This is a genomic window from Campylobacter australis, from assembly GCF_050586305.1.
GTDB lineage: Bacteria > Campylobacterota > Campylobacteria > Campylobacterales > Campylobacteraceae > Campylobacter_A.
The window spans coordinates 23,731-38,774 of the sequence record NZ_JAXUAA010000006.1; the positions used below are offsets into that span (position 1 = coordinate 23,731).

At 36.7% G+C, this 15,044-nt stretch carries 18 protein-coding genes; 15 read left to right on the forward strand and 3 right to left on the reverse strand.

The features are described 5' to 3' along the window. The first annotated feature begins 5 nt into the window (after positions 1-5). The 10 genes from U5B17_RS08035 to U5B17_RS08080 all read left to right on the forward strand — a co-directional run bounded on the left by U5B17_RS08035 (position 6) and on the right by U5B17_RS08080 (position 10,308). On the forward strand, positions 6-1,346 hold the full coding sequence (locus tag U5B17_RS08035; protein WP_430804831.1) for a sodium-dependent transporter: 1,341 nt from the start codon (positions 6-8) through the stop codon (positions 1,344-1,346). Continuing rightward, the gene (locus U5B17_RS08040; protein WP_430804832.1) at positions 1,346-2,698 is read left to right on the forward strand and encodes a sodium-dependent transporter; all 1,353 of its coding nucleotides are present in this window, start codon (positions 1,346-1,348) and stop codon (positions 2,696-2,698) included. Before U5B17_RS08035 ends, U5B17_RS08040 begins: the two co-directional genes overlap by 1 nt. 17 nt (positions 2,699-2,715) lie before the next feature. Then, positions 2,716-4,059 carry a sodium-dependent transporter gene (locus tag U5B17_RS08045; protein WP_430804833.1) on the forward strand — a complete coding sequence of 448 codons (1,344 nt, stop codon included), beginning with the start codon at positions 2,716-2,718 and terminating at the stop codon, positions 4,057-4,059. Positions 4,060-4,176: 117 nt separating this feature from the next. Further along, positions 4,177-4,431, forward strand: coding sequence for an OadG family protein (locus tag U5B17_RS08050; RefSeq protein ID WP_430804834.1), 255 nt, complete (start codon positions 4,177-4,179; stop codon positions 4,429-4,431). After that, positions 4,431-6,236, forward strand: coding sequence for a biotin/lipoyl-containing protein (locus U5B17_RS08055; RefSeq protein ID WP_430804835.1), 1,806 nt, complete (start codon positions 4,431-4,433; stop codon positions 6,234-6,236). Before U5B17_RS08050 ends, U5B17_RS08055 begins: the two co-directional genes overlap by 1 nt. After that, on the forward strand, positions 6,236-7,534 hold the full coding sequence (locus U5B17_RS08060) for a sodium ion-translocating decarboxylase subunit beta (RefSeq protein ID WP_430804836.1): 1,299 nt from the start codon (positions 6,236-6,238) through the stop codon (positions 7,532-7,534). The genes U5B17_RS08055 and U5B17_RS08060 overlap by 1 nt, the downstream gene beginning before the upstream one ends. A 10-nt stretch (positions 7,535-7,544) precedes the next feature. Continuing rightward, entirely contained in the window at positions 7,545-9,122 is a 1,578-nt protein-coding gene (pckA, locus tag U5B17_RS08065; protein ID WP_430804837.1) for a phosphoenolpyruvate carboxykinase (ATP), read from the forward strand. A 145-nt stretch (positions 9,123-9,267) separates the two neighbouring features. Continuing rightward, positions 9,268-9,438: a hypothetical protein gene (locus U5B17_RS08070; RefSeq protein ID WP_430804838.1), complete on the forward strand. Its 171-nt coding sequence runs from the start codon at positions 9,268-9,270 to the stop codon at positions 9,436-9,438. Between the two features lie 513 nt (positions 9,439-9,951). Continuing rightward, a complete protein-coding gene (locus tag U5B17_RS08075; RefSeq protein ID WP_430804839.1) occupies positions 9,952-10,080 on the forward strand; it encodes a hypothetical protein in 129 nt (42 codons plus the stop codon). Between the two features lie 90 nt (positions 10,081-10,170). Then, on the forward strand, positions 10,171-10,308 hold the full coding sequence (locus U5B17_RS08080; RefSeq protein WP_430804840.1) for a hypothetical protein: 138 nt from the start codon (positions 10,171-10,173) through the stop codon (positions 10,306-10,308). A 151-nt stretch (positions 10,309-10,459) separates the two neighbouring features. On the opposite strand, the gene U5B17_RS08085 is transcribed toward U5B17_RS08080, so the two are convergent. From U5B17_RS08085 to U5B17_RS08095, 3 genes are read right to left on the reverse strand one after another with little or no spacing between them, the layout of a single operon-like run. Then, positions 10,460-11,002: an SCO family protein gene (locus U5B17_RS08085; RefSeq protein ID WP_430804841.1), complete on the reverse strand. Its 543-nt coding sequence runs from the start codon at positions 11,000-11,002 to the stop codon at positions 10,460-10,462. A gap of 9 nt (positions 11,003-11,011) precedes the next feature. Next, positions 11,012-11,467: a hypothetical protein gene (locus tag U5B17_RS08090; protein ID WP_430804842.1), complete on the reverse strand. Its 456-nt coding sequence runs from the start codon at positions 11,465-11,467 to the stop codon at positions 11,012-11,014. Further along, a complete protein-coding gene (locus U5B17_RS08095; protein ID WP_430804843.1) occupies positions 11,467-11,898 on the reverse strand; it encodes a copper chaperone PCu(A)C in 432 nt (143 codons plus the stop codon). The genes U5B17_RS08090 and U5B17_RS08095 overlap by 1 nt, the downstream gene beginning before the upstream one ends. A 130-nt stretch (positions 11,899-12,028) precedes the next feature. On the opposite strand from U5B17_RS08095, the gene pgp2 reads away from it, so the two are divergent. Genes pgp2 through U5B17_RS08120 form a run of 5 tightly spaced genes read left to right on the forward strand, consistent with a single transcriptional unit; the run spans position 12,029 to position 15,024 of the window. Next, positions 12,029-12,994, forward strand: coding sequence for a cell shape-determining L,D-carboxypeptidase Pgp2 (gene pgp2 / locus U5B17_RS08100; RefSeq protein WP_430804844.1), 966 nt, complete (start codon positions 12,029-12,031; stop codon positions 12,992-12,994). A gap of 2 nt (positions 12,995-12,996) precedes the next feature. Then, complete coding sequence (cmeU, locus tag U5B17_RS08105) at positions 12,997-13,236, forward strand: CmeU family protein (RefSeq protein ID WP_430804845.1); 240 nt, start codon at positions 12,997-12,999, stop codon at positions 13,234-13,236. Beyond that, positions 13,236-14,240 (forward strand): alanine racemase, encoded by a 1,005-nt coding sequence (locus U5B17_RS08110; protein WP_430804846.1) that lies wholly within the window; start codon positions 13,236-13,238, stop codon positions 14,238-14,240. Before cmeU ends, U5B17_RS08110 begins: the two co-directional genes overlap by 1 nt. Then, on the forward strand, positions 14,237-14,638 hold the full coding sequence (locus U5B17_RS08115; protein WP_430804847.1) for a hypothetical protein: 402 nt from the start codon (positions 14,237-14,239) through the stop codon (positions 14,636-14,638). Before U5B17_RS08110 ends, U5B17_RS08115 begins: the two co-directional genes overlap by 4 nt. After that, positions 14,626-15,024, forward strand: a complete 399-nt coding sequence (locus U5B17_RS08120) for a hypothetical protein (protein WP_430804848.1) — start codon at positions 14,626-14,628, stop codon at positions 15,022-15,024. Before U5B17_RS08115 ends, U5B17_RS08120 begins: the two co-directional genes overlap by 13 nt. Positions 15,025-15,044 lie beyond the last annotated feature (20 nt).

Consider the following 15,044-nt stretch of genomic DNA (forward strand, 5'->3'; position numbering starts at 1 on the left):
CAAAAATGAACGAAAAATTTACAAAGATAGGCTTTGTTTTAGCGATGGCAGGATCTGCTGTTGGCCTTGGCAATGCTTGGAAATTTCCTACAATGGTAGGTAACAACGGCGGTTCTGCCTTTATAGTACTTTATCTAGTGCTTACTTTTGGTGTTGCTTTTGTTGCATTTTTGGCTGAACTTAGCGTTGGAAGGCTTGGTGAAACCGATGTTGTAAATTCCCTTTATAAGCTTGCACCAAAACATAAAAAAACTTGGAGTTTGGCTGGATTTTTCATGATAACAGCTGTTTTAATCGCTTCGTTTTATATGGTTGTTATAGGCTGGATTTTGTATTATATATATCTTAGTTTTGGCTCACTTCCAACTCAAGCAAGCGAAGCTGGAGCAATATTTGGTAAGCTTTTAAGTGGTGATGTTACAAGTGCGCTTATTTGTTTTAGCGCTGTATTTTTTCTTATATTTTATGTTGTTTCAAGAGGAATAAAAGGTGGCATAGAAAAGCTAAATATATGGATGATGCCAACACTTTTTATCTTGCTTGTTCTTATGCTTTTTTATTCACTCTTCATAGGTAATGGTTTTGTGCAGGCTGCAAAATTTCTTTTTGTTCCAAATTTTAGTGCTATAACAAGCGATACGATTTTAGCTGCGCTTGGACTTGCGTTTTTCTCATTGTCAATGGGAGTTTGCACAGTTCCTACATATGCAGCAAGCTTGCCAAGCGGAGCAAATCTGGTAAGATCAACGCTTTCTATCATCTTTATAAACATAATGATAGGCATCATAATGGGACTTGTTGTTTTTACTCTTGTTTTTGCCTATGGCGCAGATACTACGCAGGCTGGGCCAGGTCTTATTTTTGTTTCGCTTACTACATTATTTGCCAAACTTGGTGTTGTGGGTAATGTATTATCGGTGGTATTTTTTACATCCCTTTTATTTGCTGGCGTTACGAGCGCTGTTTCTATGATAGAGCCATTTGTTTTTTACCTTGTAAATAGATTTAAGATGTCAAGGATTAATGCGCTCATTTATGTTGGTATCTTTGTCTATATTTTAGGTGTATTTTGTATATTTTCTTACTATGAGCCAACAGCTACAAATTTCACACTCTTTGGTAAGCCTATTTTTGATGCTCTTGATTATACTACATCAAATATCTTAATGCCGCTTGGAGCGATAGTTTTTAGCTTTTTTGTAGGTTTTATGCTTAAAAAAGAGGCTCTTGTTATGCTTTTTAGTGGTTTTATGAGTAGGAATATGTTTGAGGTGTGGTACTTTTTGCTTCGCTATATCACACCACTTGCAATCATCGCGATTATGATATATCAACTGGTTAAGTAATGAACGATAAATTTTCAAGACTCGGATTTATTTTATCTATTGTTGGTGCAGCTATAGGGCTTGGCAATGCATGGAAATTTCCATATATGGTTGGCTCAAACGGTGGCTCGGCATTTGTGCTTGTATATCTTGTGTTTGCTATCGTTGTTGGTCTTAGTATATTTTTTGCCGAGATAAGTATGGGTAGGCTTGCTAAAACTGATCCTGTAAATTCATTTAGGATGCTTGCGCCGAGCAATAAACGAGTGTGGGGCTTTGCCGGTGTTATGATGATAACGGGAATTTTTGTAGCATCATTTTATACTTTGATAATAGGCTGGGTGGTAAAATATGCATTAAATTCATTTTTTGAATTGCCAGCAGATATTCAAATATCATCTGCGCAATTTGGAGCATTTATATCAGCTGGTGCGGGCGAGCAAATTTTATATTTTACACTTGCTTTTTTTGCATACTTTTTTGTGCTTGCAAAGGGTATAAAAGGCGGTATAGAAAGTATAAATTTACTTCTTATACCAACACTTTTTGTGCTTATTTTGCTAATGCTAGTATTTTCAACCACTATGGATGGCTTTAAAAAGGCGTTGGAATTTTTACTTGTGCCTGATTTTTCAAAACTAACTGCCGAGAGCATTTTCATGGCACTTGGACTTGCATTTTTTACGATGTGCGTTGGTATCGGAGCTATTGTAACCTACTCTGCAAACATGAACGATAGTACAAATTTATTTACATCATCTCTTTATGTTGTTGCTTTAAATATTATAATTAGCATAGCCATTGGTCTTGTCATATTTACATTTGTTTTTGAGTTTGACGCTCAGCCAAGTCAGGGTGTAGGGCTTGCATTTATATCTTTGCCAACGCTATTTGCAAAGCTTGGAGAGATAGGGCATTTTTTATGTTTTACATTTTTTATAGCACTTGTTTTTGCTGGTCTTACATCGGCAGTTTCGATGGTTGAACCGTTTATATTTTTCCTAGAGCGAGAATTTGGTCTTTCAAGACTAAAGGCTATAAGCATTGTTGGTGCGGTTGTTTATGTGCTAGGAATTCTTTGCGCACTTTCAAATGTTGATGGTTTTAAAGAAGGTCTTACATTTTTTGAAAGGGGATTTTTTGATTGGCTTGATTATATAGCGTCAAATGTCATGCTTCCGCTAGGTGGCATAGTATTTTGTGTTTTTGTTGGATATGTAATTAAACGAGAGGATTTGGAGGATGTTTTTTTAAAGTATATGGGTAGGGCGATTTTTGAAATTTGGTATTTTTTACTTCGTTTTGTCGCTCCTGTTTGTGTTTTTGTAGTTTTTGTTGTAAATTCTGGTCTTTATGACTTGGTAATGAAGTAAATTTTTAAAGGATAATAATGTCAAAAAGTGAACATTTTAGTAAATTAGGTTATGTCCTTGCAGTTGCTGGTTCGGCTGTGGGGCTTGGTGCTATCTGGAAATTTCCCTATGTTGTAGGTCAAAATGGCGGCTCAGCGTTTGTGTTTTTATACATTTTAATATGTGCTATTGTGGCGATCCCTGTCTTTTTAGCAGAGCTTAGTATAGGTAAGCTTAGTGAGAGCGATAGTGTAAATGCCTTTAAAAAACTTGCTGTTAAAAACAAGGGTTTTTGGGGTTTTGTGGGCGGTCTTACAATGGTTACAGCGGCTCTTATTTCTGGATATTATTTGGTTATAATAGGCTGGGTTTATAAGTATATAGTCTTATCTTTTGGTTCACTTCCTGCAAATATTGATGACTCAAAAAGCTACTTTTTAGAATTTCTAACTAAAGATGCCTTTGGTCAGTTTATATTTTATGCACTTGCGTTTGCTTCGTGTATCTATATCCTTTCAAGAGGTGTTAAAAGCGGTATAGAAAAGGTTAGCATGGTTATGATGCCTGCACTTTTTGTAATGCTTATGCTTATGCTTTTTTATTCATTTAGTATGGACGGCTTTTCTAAAGCTGCATCATTTTTACTGATACCTGATTTTAGCAAGATAGGGCTTGACTCGTTTCTTTCTGCATTAGGGCTTGCATTTTTTACAATGTCGCTTGGTATGGCGGTTATTATAACTTACTCAGCCTCGCTTTCAAACGATACAAATTTAGTTAGATCAACACTAAGTGTTGTCGGGATTAACATTATCATTGCTATCATCGCTGGTCTTGTCATCTTTACATTTGTTTTTCAGTTTGATGCTCAGCCAAGCCAAGGCGTTGGACTTGTGTTTATGTCACTTCCTACTTTGTTTGGAAATTTAGGTTTTGTTGGCAATGTTTTAGCTGTGGTATTTTTTGTTGCACTTAGTTTTGCAGCACTTACTTCTTGTATATCAATTATCGAACCTTTCGTATTTTTCTTAATCCGTGAGTTTGGGTTTAGTAGGGCAAAATCCTTAACGATAGTTGGAAGTGGAATTTTTGCCCTTGGTATTTTATGTATTTTTGCAAATATAGAAGGTGTTGGTGATAAATATATGGTCTTTGGCAAAGACTTTTTTACATTTTTAGACTTTACAGCTGAGAAGATCTTGCTGCCTCTTGGTGGCATAGGTGGCGCACTTTTTGCTGGATACATTATAAGAAAAGAAGCCCTAAAAACACTTTTTGAACCTTATATGAATGAATTTGCGTTTAATGTATGGTATATCTTGATAAGATTTGTCTCGCCTATTTGTGTTTTTGGTATTATGATAAAAGGGTTGTTTTTTTAGATAACTTAAAGTTTGAAAGCGCTTTTTTAAATTTAGAGCTAAAATTTCTTAAAAAACAAAGGAAATTTTAGCTCTTTTTTGCTATATTTTTGTATCTGAAATTTTATAAGGAAATTTATGCAAGATGTAAATCTGGTCGCTGAGGGTTTTAGGTTTATGGTGCTTGGCATGGGTGGTGTTTTCTCATTTTTGCTGCTTATGATTTTTGTATTAAAAATTCAGTCTAAAGTCTTTGCAAAATTTGACAATTCACATAACATAACCCCAAATAAAAGCCAAATTCCTGTAAGTAACATTAAAGATGATGGCATTTTGACAGCGGTTATTAGTGCTGCAATAACCCAACATAAAAAAAGATCAAAGGGGAGATGATGGCTAAAAAATTTATAGATGTGATGGATACGACATTTCGCGATGGTTTTCAGTCGGTTTTTGGCGCTAGGGTGCTTATGGATGACTTTTTGCCAGCTTTGCAGGCAGCCAAGGATGCTGGCATAACGCACTTTGAGTTTGGCGGGGGAGCTAGATTTCAAAGTCTTTATTTTTACCTAAACGAAGATGCCTTTGCGATGATGGATAAATTTCGCTCGGTGGTTGGCAAAGAGGCAAACCTGCAAACTCTAGCACGCGGTGTAAATACCGTTATGCTAGATACTGGCAGTAGCGAGCTAATAGATCTTCACGCTAAGCTTTTTAAAAAGCATGGCACAACTACTATAAGAAATTTTGACGCTTTAAATGATATTGAAAATTTAAAATACTCAGGCGAAAGGATAGTCGCACACGGGCTAAAGCACGAAGTAGTAGTAACTATGATGGACTTACCACCAGGCTGTGTTGGAGCGCACGATGTGGCGTTTTATGAGCGGATTTTAAGAGAAATTTTAGATGCTGGCATACCTTATGATAGTGTTTGCTTTAAAGATGCTAGCGGAACTTCAAGTCCACAAAAGGTCTATGAAACTATAAAGATGGCTCGTAAAATGTTACCTGAAAATACGCATATCAGACTCCATACTCACGAAACCGCAGGCGTTAGCGTGGCTTGTTATTTGGCGGCTTTGGAAGCTGGTGCAGATGGTATAGATCTAGCAGCTAGCCCAGTTAGTGGCGGCACAAGTCAGCCTGATATCCTTACAATGCTACACGCGGTAAAGGGTCAAAACTACGATCTTGGCGGACTTTGCACGGATAAAATTTTAAAATACGAGCGAGTTTTGGGCGAGTGCTTGAAGGATTATTTTATACCACCAGAGGCTACGCAAGTAAGTCCGCTTATTCCGTTCTCACCGATGCCAGGTGGCGCACTTACGGCAAACACTCAAATGATGCGTGATAATAACATTTTGGAGAAATTTCCAGAGGTTATAAATGCTATGCAAGAGGTTGTTGAAAAGGGTGGATATGGCACGAGCGTAACTCCAGTTAGTCAGTTTTACTTCCAGCAAGCCTTTAATAATGTAATGTTTGGCAAATGGGCAAAAATCGCCGACGGATATGGCAAAATGGTGCTTGGCTACTTCGGTAAGACGCCTTGTGCTCCAGATAGTGAGGTGGTAAAAATCGCAGCCGAACAACTAAAGCTTGAGCCAACCACTCGCAAGGCGCTTGACATCGCAAATGCCGATGAGAGCAAGTCTTTAGCGCACACTAAAGAAATTTTAGCACGCGAGGGCATAGAGGCTACAGAGGAGAATTTATTTATCGCTGCGGCATGTAAAGAAAAGGGCATAGCATTCTTAAAAGGCGAAGCTAAAGTAAATGTCCGAAAAATTTCAAACACTCCTAAGCCAGCTACTACGACACCTTCTGCAAAAAATGAAGCTGGCAAATACAGCGTTTGTGTTAATGGTGTGCGATATAATGTTGAGGTAAAAGAGGGATTTGATGATGGAGTTGAGGTAACAAATGTTACGCCAACCATCCATCCAGCACAGCAAGCTTTGAGCATATCAAATGGTAGCGGAGAGGCGGTTACTGCAAGTTTGCCAGGAGTTATATTTAAAATTTTAACTAAAGTCGGTGATATCGTAAAAAAAGGTCAGCCGATATTTATCATAGAGGCAATGAAGATGGAGATCGAAGTTTCTGCTCCTTGTGATGGGACTGTAACAAGTATCGATGTTATGCAAGGGCAAAATGTTCAAAATGCCCAGCTTTTAGCTAGGATAGGTTAATGAAAATTTTAGTCAAAATTTTACTCGCTTTTTTGATTAGCGGTTTTTGTTTTGCGAGCGAGCCAGCTAGTAATGCGCAACCAAAATACGAGTCAAAGACAATGAGCGAGCTATTTACTAGCTTTTACAAGACCACGGGGATAAATGCTCTTTTAAATCCTATTGAAGGCTACAAAGATAGTGCAGGACACGAGCTTAGTAAATTTACACAAAGCTATGGTCGTATCATAATGTTTTTTATCTGCTTTTTGCTCTTTTATCTTGCGATTAAAAAAGGTTTTGAGCCACTTTTGCTTTTACCAATCGGCTTTGGTGGATTGCTTGCAAACATACCTGTTGCCGAGATAGCTGGGCCAAATGGCTTTTTGGGTATCATTTATGGTTTTGGTATAGAAACTGGGCTTTCCCCTCTCATTATTTTTATGGGTGTTGGAGCGATGACTGACTTTGGACCGCTTCTAGCAAATCCAAAAACAGCAATGTTGGGAGGTGCGGCACAGTTTGGAATTTTCACGACTCTTATAGGTGCCGTTACGCTTAGTCAATACACAAATATATTTGACTTTACGCTAGCTGATGCCGCCGCCATAGGCATTATAGGTGGAGCAGATGGTCCGACAGCTATATTTTTAGCGTCTCGTCTTGCCCCCGACCTGCTTGGAGCGATCGCGGTTGCAGCGTATTCATATATGGCTTTAGTGCCTATTATCCAGCCACCGATTATGCGCGCTCTGACCACAAAAGAGGAGCGCCTTATTAAAATGGTTCAACTTCGAGAAGTTAGTAAGCGCGAAAAGATAGTCTTTCCTATAACTATCTTAATGCTTTGCATACTTGTTTTGCCAGATGCTACTCCGCTTGTAGGAGCGCTTTGTTTTGGCAATCTTGTTCGTGAAAGTGGTGTAGTTAACCGCTTAAGCGATACGATGCAAAATGCACTTATTAATATAGTCACGATATTTTTAGGGCTTACGGTTGGCTCAAAGCTTGCAGCGGAGAAATTTCTAGTAGCAAATACTCTTGGAATTTTGCTTCTTGGGCTTGTGGCATTTGCTATAGGCACTGCAGCTGGTGTTTTGATGGCAAAACTTATGAATAAGTTTGGAAAAGATAAGATAAATCCGCTCATTGGTGCAGCCGGCGTTAGTGCCGTGCCGATGGCAGCTAGAGTGGTAAATAAAGAGGGCATGAAGGAAGATCCTACAAATTTCTTACTCATGCATGCAATGGGACCAAATGTTTCTGGGGTTATCGGCTCTGCCGTCGCTGCTGGTATTTTACTATCAATATTTAAGTAAGAGGTGAAAAATGAAGGCAAATTTGGAAAAAATGGGATTAAAAAATGTCGGAAAAATTTTCTACAATCTAAGCTACGATGAACTTTTTGAACATGAGAAAAATAACAACGAAGGTAAAGTTTCAAGTAACGGAACTTTTATGGTCGATACAGGAGTTTTTACTGGTCGTAGTCCAAAGGATAAGTATTTTGTGAAGCAAGATCCAAGTGGCAAGTATATATCTTGGGGTAAGGTAAATAAGCCTATTACAAAAGAGCTATTTGATAAGCTTTTACAAAAGGCAAAAACTCAGCTTAGTGGTAAGGATTTGTATGTGCAAGATGCTTTTTGCGGAGCTAGTAAAAAGAGCAAAAAATCAGTTCGTTTTGTTACAGAAGTGGCTTGGCAAGCGCATTTTGTAAAAAATATGTTTATTCGCCCAAATGAAGCTGAGCTAGAAAATTTTAGCCCTGATTTTGTCGTTTATAATGCTTGTAAATGCAAAAATGATGAATGGGAAAAAGATGGACTAAATAGCGATGTTTTTGTTATCTTTAATGTCGAAGAAAATGTTGCTGTCATAGGCGGAACTTGGTATGGTGGCGAGATGAAAAAGGGCATTTTTTCTATGATGAATTATTGGTTGCCGCTTGAAGGAAAGCTTAGTATGCACTGTTCGGCAAATGTCGGTAAAGACGGCGATACTGCGCTATTTTTCGGACTTTCTGGCACTGGCAAAACAACGCTTTCAACAGATCCGTACAGAAGGCTTATCGGTGATGATGAGCATGGCTGGGATGATGAAGGCGTGTTTAACTTCGAGGGTGGATGCTATGCAAAATGTATCAACCTTGATCCTGAGAGTGAGCCTGAAATTTACGGTGCCATAAAGCGCAATGCCCTGCTTGAAAATGTTGTAGCAGATGCAAACGGCGTGGTAGATTACAAAGATGGTAGCAAAACCGAAAACACTCGCGTGAGCTACCCGATCGAGCATATCGCAAACCACGAGCCAAGCCTGAGTGCTGGACATCCAAAAAATATCATATTTTTAACAGCCGATGCCTTTGGCGTACTTCCACCAGTCGCAAAGCTGACAAAAGAGCAGGCTATGTATTATTTTTTAAGCGGTTACACAGCCAAAGTTGCTGGAACAGAGCGCGGTATCACCGAGCCACAAGCGACATTTAGTGCGTGCTTTGGAGAGCCATTTATGCCACTGCATCCGACTGCATACGCTAAGCTTTTGGGCGAGAAGATCGATAAATACGGCGTAAATGTCTATCTTGTAAATACTGGCTGGAGTGGAGGTGCTTATGGTGTTGGTAAGCGTATGAGCATCAAGGCTACGCGTGCGTGCATAAATGCCATACTTGACGGCAGTATCACAAAGTGTGAGTTTGAAAATTTTGAGAAATTTAACCTTTGCATACCAAAAGCACTTGATGGCTTGGAAACAAGACTGCTTAATCCTATAAACACATGGGCAAATTCTGATGAATATATCTTTATGCGTGATAAGCTAGCAAAGATGTTTATTGAGAATTTCAAACGCTATGAAGATGTGGCTGAGGGCGTTGAATACGCAAAAGCTGGACCAAAAGCGTAAATTTGACCTGCTTTTGCAGGTCTTTTCTTTTTTAAATTTTATTCATCTTGCAAGAACTAACTTACCTTAAAATTTACTTATAATCATTTTATTTCTAGCTGGTATTTACCTACTTTATGAAAATTTTTTAAACAACAATTTGCTTATGCTAGCTTTAGAACCAAATCATAGCAAGATGAATTTTAATGAACTTGCCTGCATAAATAAACCAAGGATTACAAGCGGACTAAATCCGCCAAGCTTAAGCCATATACTAAAATATTCATCAAAAATCACGCAAACTACTTATATGCAGCACAATATAAATGAGTATTAGCATGACAAAAATAGCTCTTTTACAGGCTTTACTGAAGAAAATACCGTTGCTAAAGCCATAAGTGCTGGACATAAGACTAGGTTTGTCCTTGAGAAAATCTCGAATCAAGTCAGCACAAAAAGCGCGATAGATAATCTTTTTACGCCATATATTATAGATTTTTATTTTTAAACTATGGCATTAGTGAGATAGGTATATCTTGGATGAGCGGAGAAAATGGATGAGTTTATGTCTTTAATATGTCAAATTCTAGCCTAAATGAACTTTGTAAAAATGGTGGCGATTTTTATCAAAAATGATATTATTATGATAAAATTTGTAAAGATAAAACTGCATGAATAAAAATGCAAACATTTAATGAAGCCCTTAAGCTAAAAAGTCCAGAATTTGTGCGTTTTCTAGCAACTTTTGGTCTTGTTTTTTTGCAAATAGTATACTAGCCCACTACCAGAATACAAGATTGCAACTGATTTTATTAATACCAAGCTTAATCCAAATTTGCTAGACATAAAGATGAAAAATTCTGAACTTTTTAAGGATGGCAAAAAGCTAGAATATAGCATAGTTTTAAACAAGCAAAATGATAAAAATAAAAAAGTTAAACGAGCGACAGTTTGTTTTGTTTTTGAAGCAAGTTCTTGAGTTTGATAAAAATTATATGGCAAATTTAGCTACGAACAAGATGGAAAGAGTAAAATTTTAGAGTGGAGCTTTTGCACATTAACTCCAGTGATGCCATATTTTTCGGCTTGTGGGAAAGAAAAACTTGGTGCGATGTCTGCTGTTTTAGTACGAGCTATTTTTGTGGCTAAGGATTGCAATGATGAATTTGATGATTATAGCTTTTATGATGGTGTTTTAGCGACTTAAATATTTCATACTTTGATGTTAATACACTTCGTTTTAAGCTTAGTGGCGCAAAACAAAGTAGCGCTTGGATTATGGCAAATGGTGCAAAAGTGGAGATTGGTTTTGCTTTAAAAGCTTTATTTTTCTTTTAGCTCTTTTTAAAAAGGGCTAATTAGGGGCGTTGTTTTATTAAATTTTGTAAATTTTCTCTGATATTTTTTGTTGTTAAATTTGAGATTTCAGTAAAGAACTTACCTTTTTTATCAAGCAGATAAATAGAACTTGAATGAGCAACTGAGTAGCGCATAGCAGAGTCTGGCATCTCTATTTTTTGATATTTTACCCCGTAGTTTTTGGCAACATATTTTAGGTTATTTATCTTTAAGCCAATCGCATTATCATAAAAATTTTGTGCCATTTGTGTAAGCTCTTCGTTTGTATCACGCTCAGGATCGATCGTTATAAATACTAGCTTAAAATCACTTCGATTTAACTCTTTTAGCACTTCTGATAGCTTAAAAAGAGTGCTTGGGCAAATATCTGGACAATAAAGATAACCAAAATAAACTGCCTTATACTCGCCATCAAAGCTCTCAAGTCCGACCTTTGTACCATTTATATCGGCATAAAAATAGTGTGGATCTTTTTTAATAAGTAAAAAGGTTGAGCCTACAATAACAAAAAGTACGATAAAAAATGAAAAGAAGTATCTCAAATTTCCCTCCTAAAATTTCAGGTCAAAATCGACATAAAGACCAGTCTTTCTGCCTTGCTCTAAGACTTCAAGACGATATCTCATAATATCGATAAGACATGAGCTAAGGACGATGTTTGAGATGAAATTTTCATCTTGTTTTGTAAGTTTTGCATTGATATTTCCCATATTCATATTTAATCCATACATTTGTAAGCTGGGAGATTTAAAGTTTAGCTTATCAAGACCGCTAATAACCAGTGTAAGCTCTTGCATAGGCGCGATCTTATCATCTAAAAAATCAAATTTTATACTCTTATTATTATAAACAACCTCGCAGGGCTTAATATTAAGATCGCATTTTAGTGGCTCAAGTTTATTTTGTGAGATACTAAAACTTGATGCAACAGAGGTTTTGTTGCTAAAAAAAACAAACGATAAAGCCCCAATCGTAATGGCTACGAGCAGGGCATAATACTTTTTCATTACTCTAAAAAGAGTTGTTTGTGATTTACAACATCAACTTTTAAATTTATCACTCTGCCAGTATCAAATTTAAGACTAAGATCGATCTCGTCGCCATTTACAAGCTGTTTTTTAAGTCCCATAAGCATTATGTGAAGACCGCCTGGCTTTAGATGTACAGTCTCTTTGTTTGCGATAGCGATGTCATCTACTTTTGACATCATTGACATGCCATTAATCGTCTTATGCTCGTGCAACTCCACACTGTCTGATACATTAGAACTTGCTGAAATTAGCTTTATATCTGCACCTAAGTTGTTTGTTATATCCATAAAAACAGCACCATTTGCAGCACTTTTCATGCTCTCTTTTGCGTAAATTTTCTCGATGCTTATCTCAGAAGCAAAAGTACCAAGTACTAAAAGTGAACTAAGTAGTAGAATTTTTTTCATTTTTATATCCTTTGTGAGAAATTTAAGATAAAAATTAATATTTTTCATCTTTTTATCACACAAGTTTAGCAAAACTAAGTAAATTGTTGGTATAATAAGCGGTTTAAATTCCAATAAAATGAGTATAAATTTGAAAAAGATTATCTTATTTTTTACTGTCTTATCCTGTTTAAATGCAACAGATTATGAAGAAATTTATCTAAAAAATGGCGCGAGTGAAGTTATAAAAACGATAGAAAAAAACATTCTAAGTGATAGCTTTTGGCAAAAAAAGCTAGAAAGTAAAAATTTAGAATACGGTTACTATGATAGCGATGTTTTGTTAAGCGTGGTTGATAAAGACAACAAAAAACTCGAAGTTATCTCTTATTCAAATGGCAATATAAAAAGTGAGCTAAATATAGATGTAATCGTGGGAAAAAGCGGTGAAAAGTTGGCTGAAGGTGACTTAAAAACGCCTATTGGTGTATATGAGCTTACGCGCCGTTTTATCCCCAGTGATCCATATTTAGGACCACTTGCTTTTTCGCTTTCTTATCCAAATTTACTCGATAAGCATGCAAAACGAAATGGAAGCGGTATCTGGATACACGGTTATCCACTCAATGGCGAACGCACCGATGATCTAAAGACTAAGGGTTGTGTTGCTATGAAAAATGACATCTTGCTTGGTTCGTATGATAAGTTAATTGATCATAAAAAAAGCCTTGCTTTTATATATGAGGGTGAGCGACCAAAGGCTGATACCACAAAGATAGGTAAAATTTTTTCTAGTATTTTTAAATGGAAAAAGGCGTGGACACAAAATGATACGCAGGAGTATTTTAGCTTCTATGATAAGGATTTTATCCGTCACGATGGCATGAGTTTGGAAAATTTTAAAAACATGAAACGCATGATATTTTCACGCAAAGAACAAAAGAGTATCAGTTTTTCAAATTTTGTCATAACCCCATACCCAAATTCTAAAAATGAGCCACTTTTTCGTGTGAGTTTTTACGAGGTTTATGATTCTCCATCAACGAAATTTAGTGGGCAAAAGACACTTTATGTTAAGCTTTATGAAGATGGTATGAAAATTTTAGTTGAGGAGTAAAAGTGGAGAAGAAAGAGGAAATAGCAAAAAAAATTGAGGAAATTTTTAAAGCAAGGGCTGAGTTTTTTGAGCTTTTAGATGCAAATATCCCCAAGAAAAATGGTACGGATGTTTTTGACTTTGATAGTGCAAAAGAGATTAATGCAAGGGAAGTTTATCAGAAATTTTATGCTCTTGATTATAGCGTAAGGCGCCTTTTGCCAGATGTTTATAAGGCTTATGATGTGAGTTTTAATGTCTAATGGCAGAGATTAGACTAAATAAAAAAAATTATGAACATAACCTTAAGGTTATCTCTAAAAAAGCTAGTGGGCGCGTCATACTTGTATTAAAAAGTAATGCTTATGGGCATGGGGCAAAGCTTTTGGCAAAAACAGCAAGTAAACTTGGGTTTAAAATTTGTGCGGTAAAAAATGAGCACGAAGCATATGAACTTACGCAATATATGCAAGAAATTCTTATACTTTCACACATTTTTAATGGCTTTGAAAAAGATGACTTTATCTATGCTGCAAATTCTCTTAATGACCTAAGAGCGGCAAAAAGTGGTATAAAGATACACTTAAAGATAGATACTTTAATGCATAGAAATGGCATAGATTTAAGTGAGATAGATGTTGCTTTAAAAATCATAAAAGAGAGAAATTTACAGCTTCTTGGAGTTTTTACACACTTTAGATCGGCTGACGAGATGAATGCGGATTATTTCGTGCAAAAGCAAAATTTCAAGCTTGTAAAAGCACTCATAAAAGAGCAGGTTGGTAGTAAAGATGAGCTAGTTTTTCATTCGCATGCTTCAGCTGCTTTTGAGAGAAACTCATCTGGGTTTGATGATGAATATGTGCGCATTGGTATGGCACAGTTTGGATATGCACAGTTTGATAAAAATTTAAAGCTAAAACCAGTTCTTAGTCTTTGGGCTAGGCGTATTAGCGCACGCACGCTAAAAGCCACTCAGGGTGTCGGATATGGGGCAAAATTTATAGCACCAAAGGATATGACCGTGGCAACTTATGACATTGGTTATGGCGGCGGACTTTTAAGATATAGCGGACAGGGCGAGCTGCTTTTGGCAAACAAGAAGCCAATGCTAGGTAAGATGAGTATGGATAGTTTTAGCTGTGAAGATGTGGGCGAGTGGGTTTGTGTGTTTGATGATGCGCGTAGTTGGGCAAAATTTTTTAATACTATAGAGTATGAAATTTTGGTCAAACTCTCACCTTTTATAGATAGGAAATGGGTGTGAAAAAGATAGCTTTGTTGCTTGGTTTTATGGCTTTGCTTTTTGGACAAAAGGTACCTGACTTTAGTATTTATGAAAATTTGCTAAAAACACTAAAGCCAGCTGAGACAGCTCAGTTTATAGCTGTTTTAGCTGCGCAGTATCTACCCGCAAAGATAAATGAAAACATTACTTTAAATAGCATAGGTGCTAAAAATAGCGAGCTAAACGGGATTTTTATTATCGAAAAAGATAAGGCAAATTTAAGGTCTGATCTTGTTTTAGGCGCAAAGCAAGATCTATGCGAAAATAGGCTTTTTTTAAAAATTTTACACCACGACTTAACCTTAAATGGGATATTTTTAAAGGACAGTAAAGAGAAATTTCGCATAAGCGTGGATAGGCAGTTTTGCGAGCGATAGTTCTTATGTGTAGCCTTTTTGTGGTACTTTTTGCCACGCCCTATGAGCTGGCACGCTCTTATGCTGAGTATTATTCGCGTGCTCTTCCGCAGCGTCGCGATATAAATTTCACGCTTACTGCGCTTTTAAATGTTGGTGAAGAGCTATATTATCATTATAAGATAAATGATGCTTCAAGTAAAGCTATCTTAAAAATGAGTGATGACGAGCTAAAAAAATATCGTCAAATGCTTATAAAACGAAGTATTGAAACTCACTGCAAAGATCCAAGGGTTGTGCCCATGTTAGCTGGTGGCATTAAGCTACACCATCTTTTCTATAGGGATAGTGGGGCAAAGCTTTTGTTTGAATTTATCATTGATAAAAAGCTTTGCAATATACCTTAAAATACTTTTTAGTGTTTGCT